This window comes from Streptococcus sp. F2, from assembly GCF_056500955.1.
The window spans coordinates 29,165-50,100 of sequence record NZ_JBWKAI010000001.1; the positions used below are offsets into that span (position 1 = coordinate 29,165).

At 36.0% G+C, this 20,936-nt stretch carries 21 protein-coding genes and 4 pseudogenes; 7 read left to right on the top strand and 18 right to left on the bottom strand.

Annotated elements, in window-relative coordinates; translation table 11 throughout:
* Positions 1-66: 66 nt before the first annotated feature.
* From ACYTR8_RS00155 to rgg2, 7 genes are all read right to left on the bottom strand, one after another.
* Positions 67-1,569: a helicase HerA-like domain-containing protein gene (locus ACYTR8_RS00155; RefSeq protein ID WP_269760608.1), complete on the bottom strand. Its 1,503-nt coding sequence runs from the start codon at positions 1,567-1,569 to the stop codon at positions 67-69.
* Positions 1,570-1,679: 110 nt separating this feature from the next.
* The gene (locus tag ACYTR8_RS00160) at positions 1,680-3,317 is read right to left on the bottom strand and encodes a hypothetical protein (protein WP_479641463.1); all 1,638 of its coding nucleotides are present in this window, start codon (positions 3,315-3,317) and stop codon (positions 1,680-1,682) included.
* Positions 3,307-4,008, bottom strand: a complete 702-nt coding sequence (locus ACYTR8_RS00165; protein ID WP_003056868.1) for an ABC transporter ATP-binding protein — start codon at positions 4,006-4,008, stop codon at positions 3,307-3,309. The genes ACYTR8_RS00160 and ACYTR8_RS00165 overlap by 11 nt, the downstream gene beginning before the upstream one ends.
* A 452-nt stretch (positions 4,009-4,460) precedes the next feature.
* Positions 4,461-5,072, bottom strand: a complete 612-nt coding sequence (gene coaE / locus ACYTR8_RS00170) for a dephospho-CoA kinase (protein WP_172454452.1) — start codon at positions 5,070-5,072, stop codon at positions 4,461-4,463.
* Positions 5,051-5,878: a DNA-formamidopyrimidine glycosylase gene (gene mutM, locus ACYTR8_RS00175; protein WP_111715633.1), complete on the bottom strand. Its 828-nt coding sequence runs from the start codon at positions 5,876-5,878 to the stop codon at positions 5,051-5,053. The genes coaE and mutM overlap by 22 nt, the downstream gene beginning before the upstream one ends.
* Before the next feature lie 11 nt (positions 5,879-5,889).
* Complete coding sequence (locus tag ACYTR8_RS00180; protein WP_479641464.1) at positions 5,890-6,048, bottom strand: hypothetical protein; 159 nt, start codon at positions 6,046-6,048, stop codon at positions 5,890-5,892.
* An 11-nt stretch (positions 6,049-6,059) separates the two neighbouring features.
* Entirely contained in the window at positions 6,060-6,914 is an 855-nt protein-coding gene (gene rgg2, locus ACYTR8_RS00185; RefSeq protein WP_111715631.1) for a quorum-sensing system transcriptional regulator Rgg2, read from the bottom strand.
* Positions 6,915-7,001: 87 nt separating this feature from the next.
* Between rgg2 and shp2 the strand changes: the two genes are divergently transcribed.
* From shp2 to ACYTR8_RS00200, 3 genes are all read left to right on the top strand, one after another.
* A complete protein-coding gene (shp2, locus tag ACYTR8_RS00190; RefSeq protein ID WP_134771781.1) occupies positions 7,002-7,070 on the top strand; it encodes a peptide pheromone SHP2 in 69 nt (22 codons plus the stop codon).
* A gap of 68 nt (positions 7,071-7,138) precedes the next feature.
* Positions 7,139-8,740 carry a transglutaminase domain-containing protein gene (locus ACYTR8_RS00195; protein WP_479641465.1) on the top strand — a complete coding sequence of 534 codons (1,602 nt, stop codon included), beginning with the start codon at positions 7,139-7,141 and terminating at the stop codon, positions 8,738-8,740.
* 37 nt (positions 8,741-8,777) lie between these two features.
* Positions 8,778-9,056 (top strand): StcA family protein, encoded by a 279-nt coding sequence (locus ACYTR8_RS00200; RefSeq protein WP_479641466.1) that lies wholly within the window; start codon positions 8,778-8,780, stop codon positions 9,054-9,056.
* A gap of 74 nt (positions 9,057-9,130) precedes the next feature.
* Here the strand turns inward: ACYTR8_RS00200 and ACYTR8_RS00205 are convergent.
* From ACYTR8_RS00205 to ACYTR8_RS00230, 6 genes and pseudogenes are all read right to left on the bottom strand, one after another.
* Positions 9,131-10,050, bottom strand: a pseudogene (locus tag ACYTR8_RS00205) (hypothetical protein).
* A gap of 282 nt (positions 10,051-10,332) precedes the next feature.
* Complete coding sequence (locus ACYTR8_RS00210) at positions 10,333-10,581, bottom strand: CPBP family intramembrane glutamic endopeptidase (RefSeq protein ID WP_443597575.1); 249 nt, start codon at positions 10,579-10,581, stop codon at positions 10,333-10,335.
* Positions 10,555-10,803 (bottom strand): annotated as a pseudogene (locus ACYTR8_RS00215) (hypothetical protein); the annotation flags it as partial. The pseudogene ACYTR8_RS00215 and the gene ACYTR8_RS00210, both read right to left, overlap by 27 nt.
* Positions 10,804-11,045: 242 nt before the next feature.
* Positions 11,046-11,456: a hypothetical protein gene (locus ACYTR8_RS00220; protein WP_003061293.1), complete on the bottom strand. Its 411-nt coding sequence runs from the start codon at positions 11,454-11,456 to the stop codon at positions 11,046-11,048.
* 193 nt (positions 11,457-11,649) lie between these two features.
* The gene (locus ACYTR8_RS00225; protein ID WP_479641467.1) at positions 11,650-11,931 is read right to left on the bottom strand and encodes a hypothetical protein; all 282 of its coding nucleotides are present in this window, start codon (positions 11,929-11,931) and stop codon (positions 11,650-11,652) included.
* 41 nt (positions 11,932-11,972) lie between these two features.
* A complete protein-coding gene (locus ACYTR8_RS00230) occupies positions 11,973-12,191 on the bottom strand; it encodes a Blp family class II bacteriocin (protein WP_479641468.1) in 219 nt (72 codons plus the stop codon).
* A gap of 280 nt (positions 12,192-12,471) precedes the next feature.
* Between ACYTR8_RS00230 and ACYTR8_RS00235 the strand changes: the two genes are divergently transcribed.
* From ACYTR8_RS00235 to ACYTR8_RS00245, 3 genes and pseudogenes are all read left to right on the top strand, one after another.
* Positions 12,472-14,625: a peptide cleavage/export ABC transporter gene (locus ACYTR8_RS00235; protein WP_479641469.1), complete on the top strand. Its 2,154-nt coding sequence runs from the start codon at positions 12,472-12,474 to the stop codon at positions 14,623-14,625.
* 10 nt (positions 14,626-14,635) lie between these two features.
* Positions 14,636-16,000: pseudogene (locus ACYTR8_RS00240) on the top strand (bacteriocin secretion accessory protein).
* Between the two features lie 76 nt (positions 16,001-16,076).
* Positions 16,077-16,202, top strand: a complete 126-nt coding sequence (locus ACYTR8_RS00245) for a ComC/BlpC family leader-containing pheromone/bacteriocin (protein WP_011017462.1) — start codon at positions 16,077-16,079, stop codon at positions 16,200-16,202.
* Positions 16,203-16,349: 147 nt separating this feature from the next.
* Here ACYTR8_RS00245 and ACYTR8_RS00250 read toward each other — a convergent pair whose 3' ends face one another.
* Positions 16,350-17,684, bottom strand: coding sequence for a sensor histidine kinase (locus ACYTR8_RS00250; RefSeq protein ID WP_479640689.1), 1,335 nt, complete (start codon positions 17,682-17,684; stop codon positions 16,350-16,352).
* Positions 17,685-18,434, bottom strand: coding sequence for a response regulator transcription factor (locus tag ACYTR8_RS00255; protein ID WP_479641470.1), 750 nt, complete (start codon positions 18,432-18,434; stop codon positions 17,685-17,687).
* 210 nt (positions 18,435-18,644) lie between these two features.
* Between ACYTR8_RS00255 and ACYTR8_RS00260 the strand changes: the two are divergent.
* A pseudogene (locus tag ACYTR8_RS00260) lies at positions 18,645-19,734 on the top strand (IS3 family transposase).
* On the opposite strand, the gene ACYTR8_RS00265 reads toward ACYTR8_RS00260, so the two are convergent.
* The 3 genes from ACYTR8_RS00265 to ACYTR8_RS00275 all read right to left on the bottom strand — a co-directional run bounded on the left by ACYTR8_RS00265 (position 19,723) and on the right by ACYTR8_RS00275 (position 20,630).
* Positions 19,723-19,914 (bottom strand): hypothetical protein, encoded by a 192-nt coding sequence (locus ACYTR8_RS00265; protein ID WP_479641471.1) that lies wholly within the window; start codon positions 19,912-19,914, stop codon positions 19,723-19,725. The pseudogene ACYTR8_RS00260 and the gene ACYTR8_RS00265 overlap by 12 nt on opposite strands.
* Before the next feature lie 253 nt (positions 19,915-20,167).
* A complete protein-coding gene (locus ACYTR8_RS00270; protein ID WP_443597723.1) occupies positions 20,168-20,353 on the bottom strand; it encodes a hypothetical protein in 186 nt (61 codons plus the stop codon).
* 13 nt (positions 20,354-20,366) lie between these two features.
* Entirely contained in the window at positions 20,367-20,630 is a 264-nt protein-coding gene (locus ACYTR8_RS00275) for a Blp family class II bacteriocin (RefSeq protein ID WP_443597734.1), read from the bottom strand.
* Positions 20,631-20,936 lie beyond the last annotated feature (306 nt).

The window sequence follows — 20,936 nt, forward strand, 5'->3', positions numbered from 1 at the left end:
AAAGCTTTCCTCAGGCCCAACAGGACAAGACCCCTCAGAAAGCTTTTACGTCATTTTGCTGTGTGATTAGCGCTTACGTAGACTGCCAAGAAGCCCCCTAACAAGCTCCCTACCAATGGTTCGAACTGTCGTACTAATAAAGGCATCTGTTGCCTTTTCCACAACTGTTTTGCGGGGACGTCCAACTGATCGGCGGCTAGCCTTTTCAGCAGCGGCTTGTGCCTTGATGGCTTCCTTAGCCTCTTTTTCCCGTTGTGCAGCCGCAAGTGCTTCTTCAGCCAGTCGTTGGTCTTCTAAAACCTTAGCAGCTAATTTTTCATAAGCGGAGTCACGATCTATGGCTTGGCTATATTTAGTGGCAAACGGAGAAGACTGGACAATCTGCTGACTCTCTATCTCTGACAAAAGAGCAAAGCTACTCTTAGGCGGCATGATATAGGCACGTTCAACGATGGATGGTTGTCCCTTGTCATTCAAAACAGAAATCAAAGCTTCGCCGACTTCTAGTTCTGTAATCACCCTTGCCACATCTAAGTCAGGATTTTGGCGGAAAGTATCCGCAGCGACACGAACTGCCTTTTGTTCTTTCGGTGTATAAGCGCGCAAGGCATGCTGAATTCTATTTCCCAGTTGAGCCAAAACCGTTTCTGGCAAATCAAGTGGGTTTTGAGTCACAAAGAAAATTCCAACTCCCTTTGAACGAATAAGCCGCACAATCTGTTCAACTTTTTCCAAAAAGACCTTAGGAGCATCTTTGAACAATAGATGAGCTTCATCAAAGAAGAAAACCATCTTAGGTTTGTCCAAATCCCCAACTTCTGGTAATAATTCGTACAGCTCTGATAATAACCAAAGTAAGAAGGTCGTGTAAAGTGTGGGTGATTGGAAAAGCTTAGTCGCTGACAAAATGTTAATGACTCCCTGACCCGAAACCACATCTCGTTGGATTAAATCAGCCACCTCTAAAGCAGGCTCTCCAAAAAATTGTTCGGCCCCTTCTTGTTCCAAAGTCAAGAGACTTCTTTGGATAGCTCCGACAGATTGTTTGGTCACATTACCGTAATGGCTGGAATAGTCTGAGGCATGGTCACCAACTTCTTTTAGAATGGCCTGCAAGTCTTTCAAATCAATCAAGAGCCAGCCTTTCTCGTCGGCGATTTTAAAGACAATGGTCATAACTCCCGTTTGAGTATCATTCAGTCCTAATAAACGCGACAACATCATAGGACCCATCTCAGAAATCGTTGTCCGTAAAGGCTGCCCAGTCTGTCCAAAAACATCCCAGAGCCTAACTGGAAAAGCTTGAGGTTGGTAATCTGTTATTCCCATTTTAGCTAGACGAGTAGCTAGTTTTTCTGTCACTTCCCCCGCCTTAGCGAGATTGGAAAGGTCACCTTTGATATCTGCCAAAAAGACTGGTACACCTGCCAAACTTAATTGCTCTGCCAGAACTTTTAGAGTCACCGTTTTTCCTGTTCCCGTCGCTCCAGCTATTAAACCATGACGGTTTAGCATCCCTAATTGTAATGCTACAGGTTGGTCGCCTTTTGCAATTGTTATTGTAGTCATAAAATTCCTCTTTTTCCTGATAAACAGCTTATGAAAACGCATTTGTGAGCAACCTGAATGCCTAGCATAGCTTCCTCACCCTTAATGATATTATAGCACAAGCTTTTCCCTTATTTGAGCCTAAAGGTTTTAGGTGCCAGGTAATAAACAGCTAAATACCCCACTCCCAAGATAAGGATCATTCCAAAGAGGATAATCAAGAAAATAGGCATGGTCATATCGGTGGTAAATCGAAATAACTGATAACCTAAATAATAAACAATAAAGGTCAGTACATTATAAAGCACATTTTTAGACTTCAACCCTTCTGTGAAAGGTTGCAAAAGAAAATACAAATATAAAAAATAAAGTGAAAAGAAACTCATAGACAAGAATTGCACCATGACAATAAGAACTATTTCTGTCCAAACGAGAGGAAACAAAGCCACATATAAGATCAAGACAAAGAGATTAGCCGCTACAAAAATAGGAATATTATGCTTAATAATAGACCAAAAACGGGTCTTCAAGGTCGCTAAAATCACTTCGCGTTGTCTATAATCGTTAAATTTTAATAAGGGCCGGTCCAAATGGTAAAAACAAAACTTAATATATGATTCTCCTACATAAATCAAATACCCCGATACTAACGACACGTATAAGATTCGGACAAATTCCTGGTGTTTCACTTGTCCCAACTGATGCCTAAAATAATAGAGACCAATCAGTTCAGCCACAATGGCTAAGCCTACAATAAGCAAGCGTATGGTCACACCTTTTCGAAGACGTTTTCCCATCCGTTGTAAAAAGATAGCGTTCAGATAAGCTATCCCCGTTAGGCCTTGCAAGCGATGCTTCTTTTGAGGAGATAAGTCAATATCCTTTTCTTTAACAGCAACTTCTACCGTATGCACATTCTCCATCACAGCCACTCGTTCCTTCATGGTCTCATGCGTTACCACACTACGGGTAAGGGTATCTAACTCAGCATCACTTACCAAACGGTAAAACCCATAACCCCACAAGACAATGCCCAAGCACCCCGCAGGAATGGAGAAAAAGATTTGCGGTGCGAAGTGATTTCCTAAAACTAATAATCCGCCGCTCACCAGAAAAGCTATCCCAAAAAGACTAAACAGGAGCCTGTTAAGGTATTTTTCCTTATCGTCTCCTTTCCTATCGTAAAGGGGTAAAAAAATGACCTTTAGGAAAAGCCTCACGCCCGACACCAGCAAGGTAAAGCTAATGGCATGCCAAAAAGCAAATTGATTGAGTGTAAAATAAATCCCTAATACCAAGACATGAAAGAGCAGTTCACGACCTAACAGCATGAGTTGCTTGGCTTTCAAGTAATCTCTTGGAAGCAAATGAAATTGACGAATGGCCTTGGCCAAGTCCATATCATCACGTGTCACGAGTTTAATATCTAAAGCGGTCATGAGCAAGAGAGAAAAAATAACCAACCAAAGCAAACTTAAGGTAAACGGCTTCGGACTAGCATACCAAGTATACTCACTAAACCAAGCCCTCACAACATGAGCCGAGGTAAAGCAAATACCCACATATAGAGCCATTTGCGCTAGAATAGAAAAGGGAAATATTAGACCATGAATCACGGTTAAAAACACTTTTCCTTCTTTTAGGCGATAGCAAGCTTGCGGTATCTTTCTCCCAATAAGAGGCAATTTCTGTAACCAATAAATCAAGGTATTGTAACGAGTTACCCCATCTATCTGCCAGAGAATACGCAACAAATCCTTAGTTGTCATGGCTTTCTCCTTGTAAGATTTCCAAGAGCTTAGCTTCAAAAGTTTCATCTGTCGTTGATAAAGGCATGGTTTCTAAAGTGCCATTATGTAAAATCGCAACATGATCACATAAATCTTCTGCTAAGGCTAAGATATGGGTCGATAAGATCAAGATATGTTTGTCTCGTAGAGTTAACAATAAACGCTTAATAGCAATACTGGACACTAGATCAACTGCAGTCAGAGGTTCATCTAACAAAATAACTTTAGGTTTGCTGATTAAAATACAGATGAGAGATAATTTGCTTTTCATTCCATCTGAGTAACCTTTGATGATTGTGTGGCGATCAACCTCATTAATCTCCATGAAATCAAGATAGTCATCAATTGCTAACTGGTCCTTGCCTGGATGTAGGTCGAGATAAAATTTAATAAATTCATAACCCGTTAAAAACTCAGGTAGGTAGTTTTCCGAGAAAACCATGCCAATCTCTTCTAACTCTAATGGGCGTTCTACCCCATTTTCTACCAGAAAAATCTCTCCTTGATCGGCCTGATGTTCTCCATATAAAATGTTAAAAAGAGTGGTTTTACCTGCACCATTTCGACCAAGAAGACCTGTAATCTCCCCTTCACGAAAGGTATAAGAAGCTCCTTTTAACACCTCTTTTTCCTGAAAATTTTTCCGAATATTTCTAATAACCAACTCCATTGCCTTCTCCTTCTCTGAAAACCTTTTCTTTCATTGTATCCAAAAGCAACGTAAATAACAAGAATGCTTAAAAAAGATAAGAATAAAAAGCAAGACCTTCTAATAGAAACTCCAGGTTGTAGACAAAGTACCTCTAAAAGAATTTGTTTACAATGTCATCAAAAAATAGTCTCACTTTTGCATTGTATTGGTCATAGGCGAGTGACACAAGCTCAAACTCGATACTTTATGCCGTAACAAAAACGCCAGAAACATGGCGTTTCTGGCGTTCGGAGATTTTAAGAACTAGGCTCAACATCTAGGTATGAAATCCCGGAGGGAGTTGCTACCATCTCTGCTACCTAAGTCAAGTATCATAACAAAATAATAATTTTGAAGAAAACAGACTTTTTCTTCAGTTTGAGCAAGACCTTCTAATAGAAGGATTTGCTTCCTTAACTCAAACAATCTGATCAGTATGGCTTAGGTAACTGTTCTAAGGCTTTGTGAACTTGCTTTCTTAACGTTTCCATATCTCCACTATTATCAATCACTAGACTGGCATAAGGTCTTTTTTTCTCTATTGATAACTGACTGGATAAGCGTTTTTTGGCGTCAATTTCCCTCAAATGATTTCTAGCCATTAAACGCCGCAATTGGGTTTGGGCATCTACATAAACCAACCAAATCGCATCAAACCAGTCTTGGTAGCCCAATTCAATTAACAAAGGAATATCCATAAAAATGACTGTTTGGCTTTGAGCCAACTGATCACGCTCAGCAGCTAGCTCTTCTTTGATGATTTGATTTTGAATAGCGGATGAGGTTGCCATGTGAGACGGATTTGAAAAAACCATTTCTGACAACTTTTTCCTATTTAACTCACCATCTTCTTTTAAAATCTCATTACCAAAAGCCTGCTTCAGAGCCTCGTATAAGCGGCCGCCTTTTTCTTGTAACTGGTGAACCACTTGATCCGCATCAATCACCTGATAGCCAGCTTCTTTAATCATGGCCACTACTGTTGATTTTCCTGAGGCAATTCCTCCGGTGATACCAATCATTAGGACCTTTTTTTCTGACATTTCGGGCAAATGTGTGTCCCCCTTCCTCCAACTTTTAGTTTACTAATAGCCTGACCACAACGTGGGCAAGGTTTTCCTGCTTGGCCATACACCTGCAAATAATGCTGCATCGTCCCATCCGCTCCTAAAGCATTTCGATAGGTTCGAACAGTTGAACCACCTTTTTCAATCCCTAGCTGCAAGATACGAATGGTTTCATCATGTAGCCGTTTTATCTCTGCCTTTTTTAAACTAAAAGAGAGACGCTCAGGGTGAACTTTAGCTGCCCAGAGTACTTCATCAACATAAATATTTCCTAAACCAGCAACAAGCGTCTGATCCAAAAGATAGGGCTTAATTAGTTTTTTGGAAGATTGCAGAGCAACTTCAAATGGTTTAAGTTTAAAGGTCTCTTTCCTTGGTTCTGGACCAAGTTTTCGTTGGGCAAAAAAATCAGACAATTGGGATTTAGGAATAAGATCAAAGGTCCCAAATTTACGCACGTCTTGATACACTAAGGTCGATCCATTTTTTAAGGTAAAGAAAACATGAAAATGTTTCTGTTCAGGCACCTCCTCTGGAAAAAGCAAATACTTACCTTCCATGCGTAGATGTGACACAAGGACCGTCTGACCGAAATCAAACATTAAATATTTACCCCGCCGACCAATAGTTTGAATCGTTTGGCCAGGTAATGTCTGAAGAAACATCCTCAAATCCGACTTGACCATCTTAGGCACTTCTACCTTGACAGCAACAATTTCCTGACCTAGCACTAAAGACTCGAGTCCTCGTCGAACCGTTTCAACTTCTGGTAATTCTGGCATAATTGTTTCCTTCAAGGACAACTAGATTTCTCATCCAGCTTGACAATGGTCATCACTCCTAACAGAGAATCGTCCAAATCGCTGATGCCTAGCCCATCAATTGTGCTCATCAGCACAATGTCCTTTTCCTTTCTCACTGTTATTGTACGAGGAAAAATAGCAGAAATCAACTGATTCTCCTTTAACCTTCTTCCTCATCTTCTTCATCTCCAAGGACTTCCTTACGGTAATGTTCCTTATAGCTGTAGTAAAGAGCGTCTTCTCCAAGATATTTGAAAATCTGCAGGGCTTGACGCATATCATCTTTTCCTGAAGCCTGTTCCTGTTTTAGCTTGTAGTAACCATGCACATATAAAAAGACAGTCTTTTCATAAAAGTTAAGCTCGTCTCGCAACAAAAACTCAATTTTTTCAATTAAATAATGACTATGATCAAAATAGGAATAATCAATACTGATAATCAGGCAATTAATCGATAACTGAGTTACTAATGTTTTGTTTGTCTTATTTTGTTCTGAATAAGCAAACGATGTTACCATTTCTTTTGTTAATAAAAATAAGGTGTTGTAATTAATAAAGCGTGAGCAATTGCCTAACAAAATAATTTCGTAATACCCCCACTGTTCGACACTAAACAAATAATCTGTCAAGCGAGTCACTTCCTCTTCGCTTGGCTCTACGGTCGGCTCAATTGAGGATAAAATGGCTTTGATCATGGTACTCTCATAATCTTTGTGCGCGTAGACTTCAAGCAACTTGAGTAGTTTGGTTACATTTTTCTCAGCATAATATTTCCTTACCCGACTTAGCAGTGTAAAAAAATGGGTATGGGTCTTCGAATGTGTTGAGACAAATTCATCAATGGTAATATTGAGTTTATCAAGAAGATTAAGTAAACGACTACAGCTGATTTCTGACTCTCCACGTTCAAAACGTGAAATTTGTGACTTAGATAAGTGTTCATCTGCTAAAGATGAAATACTAACTTGTTTTCCTTGGCGTAGTCGCCTTAAGGTTTTACCGAGTTCTTTTTCCATTTTTCCCACTTTCACAACAAAAATTCAAATCCGTCAAATCCATTATATAATACAAGTACAAAATAGAAAATCAGAAAGGAAGCTGTCATGAAAAAAATTAATAAAGCATTATTGTTGACATTAATCATGGACATCCTGATTATCGTTGGTGGATAACCTTTTCGTTTCATAACACTGTTTATGATAGAAACCACTATTTTACTTAGTTTATAACAGGAGAACTAATGAAGATTAAGAAAATTGTTAGCAGCCTTGCTGCAGCCTTACTTGTAAGCTCACTATCAGCCCTTAATTATGAGGTTAAAGCTGATGATACTACTGATGGATATCATTATTACGTTACTCAACAAGATCGTTATGGACAAATTGTTAATTATATTAATGAACAACATCGTCTCCTTAATCAATATGTTGTTGAAAATGTAAATGCCTTCGATCAGCTAAATGCCAAGTCAGCAGTTGATCGCTTAAATAGTGCTATAGCATCATTTAAGCAAACAGATGATCAGCTACTCGCTCAACTTAAAGTAGGTCGCATTAGCAATAGCAACTATAACGCTATTGTCCAACAGCGAAATGCTATTAGCCAAACTGTTCAACATCTGGTTGACCAAGAAAATAGTAAACTTCAGACTAGCCAAAACCAATACGCTCAATTAGTCGGACAACGCAACCAAGCAGTTGCTAATATTCGTGCTATTTTAGAGGCGGTTAACTATAACGCCGTTCGCTCTATGCCAGAAGCTGAGCAATTGTTCACTTCTCTTAACAATCAGGTGAATCCTTATGTCACTGCTGTGAATGGTTACAAAGCGGAGGTTGCTAATCTCCAACAAGAAGTTGATGCTATTTCTACCGATGCTATCGAAGCAGAAACAGCTAAACTTGCCGCTATTCCTGTAAATGGTAACTCTCCAGTCCGTGTCAGCACAGACCATGTGGAAGATACCCATACACAACCATTAGCTACAGAAACTGACCAGGAAGCTGCTGAGCGCGAAGAGCATTCTGCAACTCCTGTTCCAGTTGCCCCTCAAGCAGAGTCTACTAATATTGCTGATTATGATAACTTAAAAGAGGTATTACGCAGCAATATCAGTAACCACGTCCCTCACATCAGTGTGCAAATGGAATTCAAAACCCAAGACCAAGTCGATGAATACCAACAACAACTTGGCGGAATCATCCGAGCAATCGGAGATGAACTTGGGACTGCAACTTCCTTTGCTTCACAAAGTCGTATTAGCACTTACACGCTTGGCGGAGAAATCCAACGTATCGTTGTTAACACAGATGTTACCATCACTTATACCCTCAAAGATGACATGGTGGCTTTACACCAAGAATACAAACAATTTGTGGACAACTTTGTTAGAGAAAACATCACTAACAAAAATATCACAAGTGATTACGAAAAAGCTAAAATTATCCATGACCATATAGTCAATGAGTATACATACGCAACAGAAGAGTTAGCTAGCAATCGTGAAACTGCAAGTGGAATAAGTATCCATGCCCCTGAAGCCCTATACAAAGATAAACGCGGTGTCTGCCAAGCTTATGCAGTAATGTTTAAAGATATGGCAACAGCTGCTGGTTTGTCTGCTTGGTATGTAACAGGAAAAGGATTGAATGAAAATCATGCCTGGAATATCGTTACGATTGATGGTGTTAACTACTACGTTGATACCACTTGGAATGACTCAGCTCATACCACAAAATACTTCCTTGCAGGAAAAGATGTTATGGATACCGAGCACCGTTTGGATAGTCAGTACGAACACTTAACACACTCTATTCCATCTACTAACTATCACAGAGCATAACCTTATCAGAGTGTGTTTATAGAAAGGCTAACAGTAAGTGTCTAAGAAACAGTTTTATCTCATCTTAACGATTAGTGTACTGTGTTTTATTCTTGCTGTTACCCCTAAACCACCAACTCCTAAACACACGATGGAAAGGACATCTACTGCGATGACTACAACTTACAAAAAACAACATCCCTTAAAAAAAGTAGCCCTTGATCAAAATAAACCCCAAAACAAGGCTCCTTCTCTCCCAAATAAGGATGGCGTTGTCAAACCTGTCATTACTATGACAGTTGAACAGGTAGAAATCCCATTAGATGACCAACCTTAGCTCTCTCCTAAAATAAAAAGGAACACTGTCATTTTTTTGACAGTGTTCCTTTTTATGTAACCAAAATGGTTTTTTTATTTACCGAGATTCTTAAAGAGCGTCCTGCTTAATTCTTTTCTCCTCAAAAAATGGGTTCTTCCGTTTGCTCTTCATCGTCATGATCCCCTTCTTCTTGTTCAGAATCTCTAACATCATGAACAATTTTGGGAGAGATTGTTAGACCTTCCTCGGCATTATCTTTTTCCAATCGTTTTTTCCATAACACCGCTGGCGGAATAATATCCGTAGAGCCATCTCCGTAAATAATCGTGGCTTGGCCACCTCTTGGATTAATAGATACCTTAATATTATCTGGTAAAGACCCACTACCTCCTGTGGTTAAAAGGGCACCCGCAGTCTTAATCAGAGTTGTCATTCGCTCAATATCATCAGCACCGATATGATTCAAATCATCTACAACTAACTGATCAATGGATTTCATGGTGTATTTCCAAGCTTGCGGCTGAACAAGAAAAACAGTTCCTTTATACATTGTGTTATGCATATCATCAATGACTTTGAAATACCTTGTATATTTGGTTTGTGCATTAGGGTTAGCAACGGGAATAGTGCTTTCAGGAACTCCTGACATCGTAAAAATCCCTCTAGCAGAAGTTTGAAAGCCCTCATAAAAATGACCCATACCAGGAACAGTCTGAGCGGTCAAAGACTTACCAGAACCATCCAAAGCAATGCGAATATCTTTCATCAGATACATCTGATTGGTGTAGGTAAACCTAACCGTGTTAGACTCACCTCGATATAAAACCACTTGATAAGGCTGATCCGACGAGAACATCTGTGTCTTTTCTTCCCGATAACCTATCCCAAAGCCTCTACTCGAAGCACTTACTGAATCCGTTGCAACAGAAAAACCAATCCCTACTACTAGAGCAACGGCACCTCTAACTAATGAACGACTCATTCCAACATTAACATCTTTTAACATCATCATGTTCCTTTCATTATTTTTTTATTTAGGAGTTCATCATACTATATTTTCTCAAATTAGTCGAACGAATAGTTCTAGCATTGATAAAAATTAAATAAAATAACGAACTTTATTTATAAAAAAATAAAAAACATCATTTTGTTAATTAGAAAACGAACAACAAGAGAGCCGAAAGGCTCTTTTAAACTGTCAGTAATGTCTCAGTAATGATTAGTCTCCCAAACTTATTAGTTAGAATAAATCAAGCAAAAATACTAGAAAATAAAAAATATAGGGCAAACTATTTCAAACAATATGCACGCCAGTCGAATAATGAATGGATTTTGTATAGTGGTACAAACTAGCGAAAATCAAACCTATACCAAAATAGACAACAAAGTCAATGATGGACAAACCATGCAAGTGAGACCAGCTAAATAGTATAGAAGATAAGATCACAACCAAGGGACCACTCAGCGAGTTCCCAAATGTTCTCATGACAAACAACCTGAACGTTATCTCTTCGTAAATTGGGGCAAAAAGACAGATAGTCAATAGTAAAAGCACTCGAAAGTAGTGATTGACCTGATTCATATCAGTTATCAATCACTACTGGTTCTGCGTTATTGGGAAAAATGTTTTGACTAGCAGGGCCCAACAAAATAAAACGATAAAGGCACCAATCGCAAATAGCCATTTTTTGAGCTTAGATGGTGACCCTTGATGGTTACAAATTGATTTTCTTTTTGTTAGCACATAACTCAGCAGAAACACCACTATAAGATTAATGCCAACCCATATACTCCATCTCCACTCTAACCCTATTGATAGTAAACTAATCACCCAATGCCCAGGCAATTGTTATTATTGTGTTGTTGCAACTTTGGCAAAGATGAGTATAACAGGATAGAAAACAGATTATTTCTGAAACTTCAAAGGTATCTTCTTGTCACGAACTATTCTTTAATTGAATCGGTTACACTAAACTAGTCCCATTATTTAAAAACAAACTTTAAATATTATTCATTTCGCTTTTTAAGTTTATTAAATATAGAGTGATTAGGAGAAATAAGACGACCTAATGATAAAATCATTCCTATTGTATAGCAAACAACAATAAGGTGTAAATAAAAGTAAATTGATACCTCTGATATACTCGTCAAACATCCTATTATTATAATAAAAGCAATTAAGGTAGGAATAAGAATAGTACACTTAATAAATAACCAAAATTGCTTAACAACTTGATACCATGTGAGCACTTCTGTCGTTTGTCTTTGTTTGTAGACAAAAACGAATAAATCAAGGATAAAACTCCAACAGATAAGTTGTATATTTTTCATTAATGGTAAATCGTAGAAACTACCTATACTAAATAGAATCACTGCAGAAATAATAATAATACCTAAAAATCTTAATATATTACGCATATCTTCACCTCCTCTACTCTATCGGTAGCAAATATAACCGAACAAATTGTTATTCCTGTTATCAGAGATAGTTATAACTTTTTTAACCAATTTTCAATACGCATTTTGCTTTTAACTCTTTAGTCTCTAAAGTTAAATATCATAAGTACTGATATTGTATAAGTAATCCATTTTCCCCTTAAATGTGATTGCATTATAGCTCAATAGAATTAATCTTAATTTCTGGTATTTTTTTCCATACCAAGTATCTATAACGCAAATATAGATAAACAATAAGTATAAAATAAATAAAGATCACAATAAGGGATATACCTCCTAGTACAGCAGCCCAAATAGGATAAGGGTGCCTAAAGTTGTAGGCTACACTCAAGATGATAAGGGTAAAAGGGACAATGTAACCTCCCAGCTTTTCAACATTTTCTAGAAATATCATCTTTCTATCAGATAGGTTAAAAATAATATCTAAAATTTTCATACCACTCCTCTACTACTTATACATCAGTGATAGATAGTCATTTATATGAAAAGGCAACACTTTTCTGTACAATACTGTGCACCTAAAACTGCTCCGCCTAAAGTACCAGCAATAGGAAAAACACTACCGATTGTTGCACCAGCTAAAGTACAGACTGCTAACGCTTGTCCCACTTCTCCAACACTTATTTTGCTCCCACCTCCCATAAGAGAGAGTTTAATGTCATCTATAACTTCAAATTGTTTTTTTGTTGTATTCATTATAGCACCTTCTAAAATTAGGATTTTGTCTTGTTGCAACCTCGACTAGTACAGAATATCATAAAGAACAGTATCATGACTTCAAAATCTTAAAAGGCCGTTTTTTCATCATGAAATGTCTTTTTATCCTCTCTACACTTACGCTGTGACAATAGTTAATTAATTAAGAAGTTTAAATGATACCATTCATGCTTTTATAAATACCTTTTAAGATTTTTGATAAAAACTCCCTATATATATGTCATAATAGCTTAGTATTTAATAGAAAGGTCTTTTACAAATGATATCCTATCGAAAAACATTTGTTGCTCAGATTGATGCTAGAGACTGTGGTGTGGCTACTCTTGCTTCCATCGCTAAATATTACGGTTCAGACTACTCTTTAGCTCATTTAAGAGAGTTAGCTAAAACAAATAAAGAGGGAACAACAGCGCTTGGCATCGTCAAAGCTGCCAAATTAATGGGATTTGAAACAAGAGCTATTCAAGCAGACATGACCCTCTTTGATATAGAAGATGTCCCTTATCCTTTTATTGTTCATGTTAATAAAGAAGGTAAATTCCAACACTACTATGTCGTCTATCAAAACAAAAAAAATTATCTGATAATCGGCGACCCTGACCCGACAGTAAAAGTCACTAAGATGACAAAGGAGCGATTTACTTCTGAATGGACGGGTGTCGCTATTTTTCTAGCACCCGAGCCCAGCTACAAGCCTCATAAGGACAAAAAGAATGGTCTAATAAGCTTTTTACCTCTCATTTTTAAACAGCGATCTCTGATTTTCTATATCATATTAGCTAGCCTACTCGTTACTCTGATTAATATTGTAGGTTCTTATTACCTACAAGGTATATTAGATGACTATATTCCAAATCAACTGAAATCAACACTCGGCATTATTTCAATTGGTCTTATCATTACCTATATCCTCCAACAGATGATGAGTTTTTCGCGAGACTATCTCCTGACTGTACTGAGTCAGCGATTAAGCATTGACGTCATTTTATCTTACATTCGCCATATTTTTGAGCTTCCCATGTCTTTTTTTGCAACTCGCAGAACAGGAGAAATCATTTCACGGTTTACAGATGCTAATGCTATTATTGATGCACTCGCTTCTACTATTTTGTCTCTTTTTCTTGATGTCAGTATTTTAACTATCGTAGGGACAGTCCTGTTAGTGCAAAATACCAATCTTTTTCTTCTATCTCTGGTTTCAGTCCCTCTATATATTGTTATTATCTTTATATTTATGCACCCATTTGAAAAGATGAATAATGATGTCATGCAGAGTAACTCTATGGTTAGCTCAGCCATTATCGAAGATATCAATGGCATTGAAACTATTAAATCACTGACCAGTGAAGAAAATCGTTATCAGAAAATCGATAGTGAATTTGTGGACTATCTGGATAAATCCTTCAAGTTAAGTAAGTACTCTATTTTACAAAGCAGTCTCAAACAAGGGGCGCAACTAATCCTTAACGTGATAGTCTTATGGTTTGGGGCCAAATTAGTTATGGGAGGAAAAATTTCTGTTGGTCAGTTGATTACGTTTAATACTCTCTTATCTTATTTTACCAATCCTTTAGAAAATATCATTAATCTTCAAACCAAACTTCAATCAGCCAAGGTAGCTAATAATCGTCTCAATGAAGTTTACCTAGTCGATTCTGAATTTCAAGAGGCTGGGACATTAGTCAATCAAGAATTATTACACGGAGACATTCAATTTGAAGAGTTATCCTATAAATATGGCTTTGGACGCGATACTCTATCAAATATTAATCTCACTATTAAGCAAGGGGACAAAGTTAGCCTTGTTGGTATCAGTGGATCTGGTAAAACGACTCTAGCTAAAATGATTGTTAATTTTTTTGAGCCTTATAACGGCCGAATTACCATTAATCATAATGACTTAAAAATGATTGATAAAAAAAGTCTTCGCCAACATATTAATTATCTCCCCCAACAAGCCTATATTTTTAATGGTTCTATTTTAGAAAATTTAACCTTAGGTGCTAATGACTGTACTAGTCATGAAGATATTCTAAGAGCTTGTGAGGTTGCAGAAATTCGACAAGATATTGAACAAATGCCTATGGGCTATCAAACAGAGCTTTCTGATGGTGCCGGACTCTCAGGAGGCCAAAAGCAACGAATTGCGCTTGCCAGAGCTCTCCTAACCAAGGCGTCTGTGCTTATTCTAGATGAGGCTACAAGCGGTCTTGACGTACTAACTGAAAAGAGGGTTATTGATAATCTTTTGGCTATGACGGATAAAACTATTATTTTCGTAGCTCATCGTCTCAGCATTTCAGCGCGGACCAATCAAGTCATTGTGCTTGATGAGGGCAAAATTATTGAAATAGGATCTCATCAAGAATTAATGACTAAACAAGGTTTCTATCATCATTTATTTAGTAGTTAAGGAGAATAACATGAATCCAAACCTTTTTAAAAGTGCGGAATTTTATCATCGACGTCATCATAACTTTGCAACTTTCTTGATTTTGCCATCCGTTTTGTTAGTGAGCTTCTTAGTTATTTTTGCTCTCTTTGCTAAAAAAGAAATTACCATTACTTCACAAGGAGAAATGACGCCAACAAAAGTTATTGCTTCAGTCCAATCAACTAGTGACCATACTATTGTCATCAACAATTTAAAAAACAATAAATTTATTAAGAAAGGTGATGTTATTATCCAATACTCAAAAACAATGGAAAATTCTCAAAAAAAAGCTTTAGAAAAACAATTAGCCACTCTTAACAAACAAAAAAATGGACTCCAAATACTCAGAACCAGTCTAGAACAAGAAACTAACTTATTTAAGGGAGAAGATGAATTCGGCTATAGCGATACGTTTAATCATTTTCTCAAACAAACCCAAGATATAATCATTGGAATTGCTAAAAAAAATGCTGAAGTCAATAATCAAGCAAGTCTTGCTAATCATGCCATTTCAGTTATTACTAGTCAGCTTGACGAACTTCATCAAAAAATTACAGATTATGAAGAGCTAAAGCAAGCTATTAATAATCAAGAATATAAGCTTTCACCTGAGAATCCACATCAAACTGCCCTAAAAAAATATCAAACTCAATTTCAAGCACAAGAAGATAACTCAGCTTTAAAAGAAGAATACCTTTCTCAAATCTCACAAAATATCTCAGAACTTGAATCTTCAATGGCAAACCTTAGTATCCAACGTGCTAGTACAGGAAATTTTTCTCTTCCAGACACTAGTCATAGGATCAAAATAGATATTTTAAAAACACAATTTCTGCAAAATGCTTCCCAACAACTTACCACAGTTGAAAATCAAATTACTGAACTTAAAAATCAAATTGAGTAAGCCAATATTCAGCTAAAGAACAATATAATTATAGCTCCTGAAACAGGAACGATACATCTAAACAGTGAATTTGAAGGGAAATCTCTCATTCCTAATGGAAGTGAGGTGGCTCAAATCTACCCAGATATCAAAAAAATAAAGGAAGTATTCATTACCTACTACGTCACTTCAGAACATGTCTCATTGTTAAAAGAAAAGCAAGCTGTTCGTCTTAGTCTTGAAAAAGTTGGAAACCAAACTCTAACAATTAATGGAACGATTCAGACTATTGATAAATCTGCCACAAAGACTGATCAAGGTAATCTCTTCAAGGTTACTGCACTCTCCAAACTTTCTAATAAAGACAGTGACGTCGTACAGTATGGATTGCAAGGACGTGTAACAAGTGTCATTACACGGAAAAGCTATTTCAATTACTATAAAGAGAAGATACTCAACAGTTTTAATTAAATATAATAAAATTCCAATTTATTATGGAAATTATTAAAAACTAAAATTTCATATAATTTTATTAGGAGATATTACAATGAACAATAAAAAAACAAAAAATAACTTTTCAACATTATCTGAATCTGAATTACTTAAAGTGATTGGTGGAGATATTTTTAAACTTGTCATAGATCATATTAGTATGAAAGCGAGAAAAAAGTAAGTTCCTTCTAAAATAATTTTAAAATATAAACTAGTAATTCATCATTCATAAAAGCTTCCAAGAGTCTTTAGCAGGTTTAGCCTACTACAGACCCTTGGAAGCTTTTATAAATATTTTATTTTAGTGATAAAAAAGAAAAGTATTACATTATAGGATTTCTATTTCTAGAATCTGTTTAAAAACAAAATGATTACTTACTGTTTTGAGGGTAACAGTGGGATATGATTCTAATATCTCTCTAACATTTGATAAACCAACTCCCCTATTATTTCCTTTTGAAGAAACACCTCGCTCAAAAATCGTGGAAAGATTAATCTGTTTTTCAAAAGTATCATTTTGAACAATTAATATCTGTTTACCAAATTGTTCAAAAAAACAAAGAACTATTCCCGACTCTGCTGCACCTTCGATTGCATTATCTATCAAGATAGAAACAAGGGTTAAAAAATCGATTAACTCAATGTTTTTTATAGAAATCGGTTCCCCAATTTCTATAGATACAGGTATGGATAAGCGTTGAGCTTCTGATAATTTAACAAACAGTAAACTTTTCAGAGGAAGGTCGTTTATATTTCTCAGCCTTGCTAGATTGAATTTTTCTCCCCTTAAAACCTTCCCTGAATCTTTCAACACCTTATGATAAATGCTTGAAATCATTTCAATATCTTTGCAATCAATGCCTATTTTCAAGCTTGTTAAAATATTTGCATAATCATGTCTAAAACTTCTGATATTTTGATACAGTCCTTCGATTTGCTTACTATAGCGAGCCATATTTTGTAATTGTAACTCTTTTTGTAGAACAACTTGCTTTTGTAATTCTTGGCGTAAGTTCCGATCCAATAAATTTACAAAACAAATAAATAAAAGAAAATAAATTGCTGTTATCATCTCTTGATAGTTCGTAAAATTAATATTTTCAACTTCTTCGATAAAATCTATCATTGGAATGGTAATAAAGTACAATATCATGCTAAAGTTGGCAATAGATATAATCGTTCTAGTACGTTGATTTAGTTTCTTTTTTCTTAAATGACTAAAGTCATAATTAAAAGCTTGAATCAGCAGCAAAACCATAGTACCAGCAACAATAGAAACAATCATAATAATGATATTTGAATGATAGTTATTTTTTAGAAAAGAAATATTAAAAACAATAAAGTAAACAATAAAACTATGAATTACATCCCAAAAAGCAATAGGAAACAAACTATAAAATAAAAGAAGTGAACCATTGACCTTTCGTCTTGCAATATAGCGAGTGTATAACAAAAAAAATAATGGATAAAGTAATAGTCCTCCTAAAAAACCCACTGATAGTAGGTTGGATAAAGAAGTAGATAAAAGAGAACAGATATAAAATGTTAAAATCCCTAATAAGCTCTTTTTTGTGTCCATACGATAGCCAAATATTCTCGCATGAATTAACAATAGCACAACCACATTAAGTGTTATGACTACCGTATTAATTAAATATATCAACTATTTCTCCTTAGTGTGCAACTCTTCTACTACTTTTGTTAATGATCGTATTTTCAATCTCGAAACAATACAAGATAATCCCCCCTTTAAATAAACTAACCGTTCGGATCTATCTATTGATGATATATTATAGGGATTAACAACAAAGGAACGATGACATTGAAATAATCGATCATCTTGCTCAACAATTTCTGATAATTGGCCATAAAATTCTACTCTTTGTTTAGTAGAATAGAGAATGAGTTTATGGGGAATTAGTGAGGTTTCAATATACAGCAAATCTGAAAAGGGGACTTGTATCTGGGACTTTACATTAGTAAAAACAAATGAATCCTCCGCTAACGTTTTTCCTTGGTTATCTTGTACATAAGTTATAGCTTTTTCAATGCGATGACTAAATAACTTCTCTGGCAACTCTTTGTCAATAAAGTCTAAAGCTGAAACCTGGTATTGAAAAGATACCGGCATAAATTCTGAATGTGTGGTCACAAAAACTATCACTGCGTGCGGATCTCTATTTCTAATCTCCACAGCAATTTCCATTCCTTTTTTATCTTCTCCCTTAATGTCAATGTCAAGAAAAAAAAGCTGATGTCTTCCTCTCTCTGATATATCTTCAAGCAGCTGATTAGGTTTACCATAAACTTCCAAGTGGTTAATCTCCCACTTATTATCAGTCAAAATCTTATAAATAATTTTTTCAATTCTAGTTTGTTGTAAAAAATCGTCCTCTAAGACAAAAATATTCATTTTAACCTTTATTTTCCCTTACTATTTATAAAAATTGCTTCAAAAATTTTAGTTTTATAAGTTTAATATCTATTTTATCATAAAAATTAATTTTTTTACATATCACTAAGGAATCTATAATTATAAGATTGTAGCATTACATGAATCGGTTACACTAAACTAGACAGAAATTATAAAGTGTTCTACACTAAAGAAAATAGGAGAACAGATATGTCTAGAAAAATACGTCGCCACTTCACCGATGATTTTAAGCAACAAATTGTTGACCTTTACAATGCTGGTAGAAAGCGTAGCAGTCTCATCAAGGAATATGAGCTAACCCCTTCCACCTTCGATAAGTGGGTTAGACAAGCCAAAACAACAGGTTCATTCAAGTCTGTTGATAATCTGACAGATGAACAGCGGGAGCTGATTGAACTCAGGAAACGCAATAAAGAACTCGAAATGCAATTAGATATCCTAAAGCAAGCGGCGGTGATTATGGCACAAAAAGGGAAATAATCACTGCTAATAAGGATAACTATAGCATTTCAGCCATGTGTCGTTGGTTGAACATTCCTCGTTCTAGCTATTATTACAAAGCTGTAGAGCCAGTATCTGAAGCGGAACTTGAAGAAAATATCAAAGCTATTTTTCTCGAAAGTAAGGCCAGATACGGATCCAGAAAAATCAAAATATGCTTGAATAACGAAGGTATCACACTTTCACGTCGTCGGATTCGACGCATTATGAAGCGACTCAATTTGGTTTCTGTTTATCAGAAAGCCACCTTCAAACCACATTCCAGAGGCAAGAATGAAGCCCCGATTTCAAATCGTTTAGCCAGACAATTTGACAAAGAAAAGCCGCTTGAAGCCCTAGTGACCGACTTGACTTATGTTCGTGTTAATGACCGCTGGGCTTACGTTTGTCTCATCATTGACCTCTTCAATCGTGAAATCATCGGCCTGTCTCTTGGTTGACACAAGACCGCTGAACTCGTTAAGCAAGCCATACAAAGCATCCCTTACGCTCTGACCAAAGTCAAGATGTTCCATTCAGATCGTGGCAAAGAGTTTGATAATCAGTTAATTGATGAAATATTGGAAGCCTTTGGAATCACACGTTCGCTTAGTCAGGCTGGTTGTCCTTATGACAATGCCGTAGCTGAAAGTACGTATCGTGCTTTCAAAATTGAATTTGTTTATCAAGAAACTTTTCAATCGCTGGAAGAACTAGCTCTTAAGACTAAAGACTATGTTCATTGGTGTTTGGTAGTCTCAACTACCAAACACCAATGACTAAAAGATTAATTGCCTAGAAAACACTTTATAAATGTTGTACAGAAAAGTGTTGCCTTTTCAAAAGCTGCTAATCCTATCAGGATGTTGCAAACAGTATTGTTTTCAAAATAATTCATTCCCAAATAAGTTGGAATTTGAATCACCAAACTTAATAAGATTGTTAAAAAAATCAAGAAAAAAAGTTTTAATAACTTCATATGAGTCTCCTTGAGCACAAAATGTTACTCCTTCAGCTGCCCCTACCATACCACTCAAAAAATAATGTCATCTCAAGTCTCAACAAAAAAGAATTGATGTCACCACAAGAACTCTTACGATTTTCTATATAATCCTAATATGAAAATAACAAAAATGATATATCCCATACAGAAGAAATTGATGTGATGATAAATTAAAAAAAGAATAAAGAAAGTGTTTATTCCAGTAATTTCAATAATTCTATTATGTTTATCAGAACCTTTTAGTGATAAATAAATCAAATAAATTTGAAAAATCGAAATGACGATTAGCAAAAAATTCTCTATACTCAGCCACCTGAAGCTTTATTGGCAGAATATCCGCAAACAGCTGCTCAAGCTGCATTACCCCACTAGTACTGCTCAAGTGATATTCCTCTATGTTATAAAAAATATTCATCTATTCCATTCTCCTAAACTCCACCTGTTGCTTCAGTCATTGCTGCCCATAAAGTTACAGCAGATTTAGCTCCAAGATAATCACAAGCTCCCATTAACGGTGCCCCAACACCACTCGCTGCACAAATTGATACACCGAATCCCCAACCAGCAACAGCAGATAATCCACATTCCCAAACATTAGTTTGCCAATTGTTTTTTCCTCCTTCAACACCAGCAAGCATTTCAGAGTTCATCACTTCAAATTGTTCCAAAATTTTTTTATTCCTAACGAATATCTCCTTATATAATTTTTATATTTTGTCCAGTTGCAACCTTGACGAGTTTAGTATAACAATTTTTAAATTCATCCTTCATAAAAATCCTCAAATATACGATTTTTTATCATGAAATGCATCAAATTCTTCCTGAACGGTTAATCATAACCATTCGAGATAGATACTTTTTATGAAAAAATATTGACCATTTAAGGTTAAAAAACTGCCATACATTCTACTTGAACATGTGACAGTTTAGAATTTTCATATTATCTTTGTACCAAATAGATGATGAATAAATGAAAACCGACAAAGAAAATACTTCCT

Excerpts from the sequence above, each read along its gene's own strand:
- ACYTR8_RS00155 (WP_269760608.1), bottom strand. The coding sequence starts at position 1,569 with ATGACTACAATAACAATTGCAAAAGGCGACCAACCTGTAGCATTACAA.
- ACYTR8_RS00160 (WP_479641463.1), bottom strand. The coding sequence starts at position 3,317 with ATGACAACTAAGGATTTGTTGCGTATTCTCTGGCAGATAGATGGGGTA.
- ACYTR8_RS00165 (WP_003056868.1), bottom strand. The coding sequence starts at position 4,008 with ATGGAGTTGGTTATTAGAAATATTCGGAAAAATTTTCAGGAAAAAGAG.
- coaE (WP_172454452.1), bottom strand. The coding sequence starts at position 5,072 with ATGTCAGAAAAAAAGGTCCTAATGATTGGTATCACCGGAGGAATTGCC.
- mutM (WP_111715633.1), bottom strand. The coding sequence starts at position 5,878 with ATGCCAGAATTACCAGAAGTTGAAACGGTTCGACGAGGACTCGAGTCT.
- rgg2 (WP_111715631.1), bottom strand. The coding sequence starts at position 6,914 with ATGGAAAAAGAACTCGGTAAAACCTTAAGGCGACTACGCCAAGGAAAA.
- ACYTR8_RS00195 (WP_479641465.1), top strand. The coding sequence starts at position 7,139 with ATGAAGATTAAGAAAATTGTTAGCAGCCTTGCTGCAGCCTTACTTGTA.
- ACYTR8_RS00220 (WP_003061293.1), bottom strand. The coding sequence starts at position 11,456 with ATGCGTAATATATTAAGATTTTTAGGTATTATTATTATTTCTGCAGTG.
- ACYTR8_RS00225 (WP_479641467.1), bottom strand. The coding sequence starts at position 11,931 with ATGAAAATTTTAGATATTATTTTTAACCTATCTGATAGAAAGATGATA.
- ACYTR8_RS00230 (WP_479641468.1), bottom strand. The coding sequence starts at position 12,191 with ATGAATACAACAAAAAAACAATTTGAAGTTATAGATGACATTAAACTC.
- ACYTR8_RS00235 (WP_479641469.1), top strand. The coding sequence starts at position 12,472 with ATGATATCCTATCGAAAAACATTTGTTGCTCAGATTGATGCTAGAGAC.
- ACYTR8_RS00245 (WP_011017462.1), top strand. The coding sequence starts at position 16,077 with ATGAACAATAAAAAAACAAAAAATAACTTTTCAACATTATCTGAATCT.
- ACYTR8_RS00255 (WP_479641470.1), bottom strand. The coding sequence starts at position 18,434 with ATGAATATTTTTGTCTTAGAGGACGATTTTTTACAACAAACTAGAATT.
- ACYTR8_RS00265 (WP_479641471.1), bottom strand. The coding sequence starts at position 19,914 with ATGAAGTTATTAAAACTTTTTTTCTTGATTTTTTTAACAATCTTATTA.
- ACYTR8_RS00270 (WP_443597723.1), bottom strand. The coding sequence starts at position 20,353 with ATGAATATTTTTTATAACATAGAGGAATATCACTTGAGCAGTACTAGT.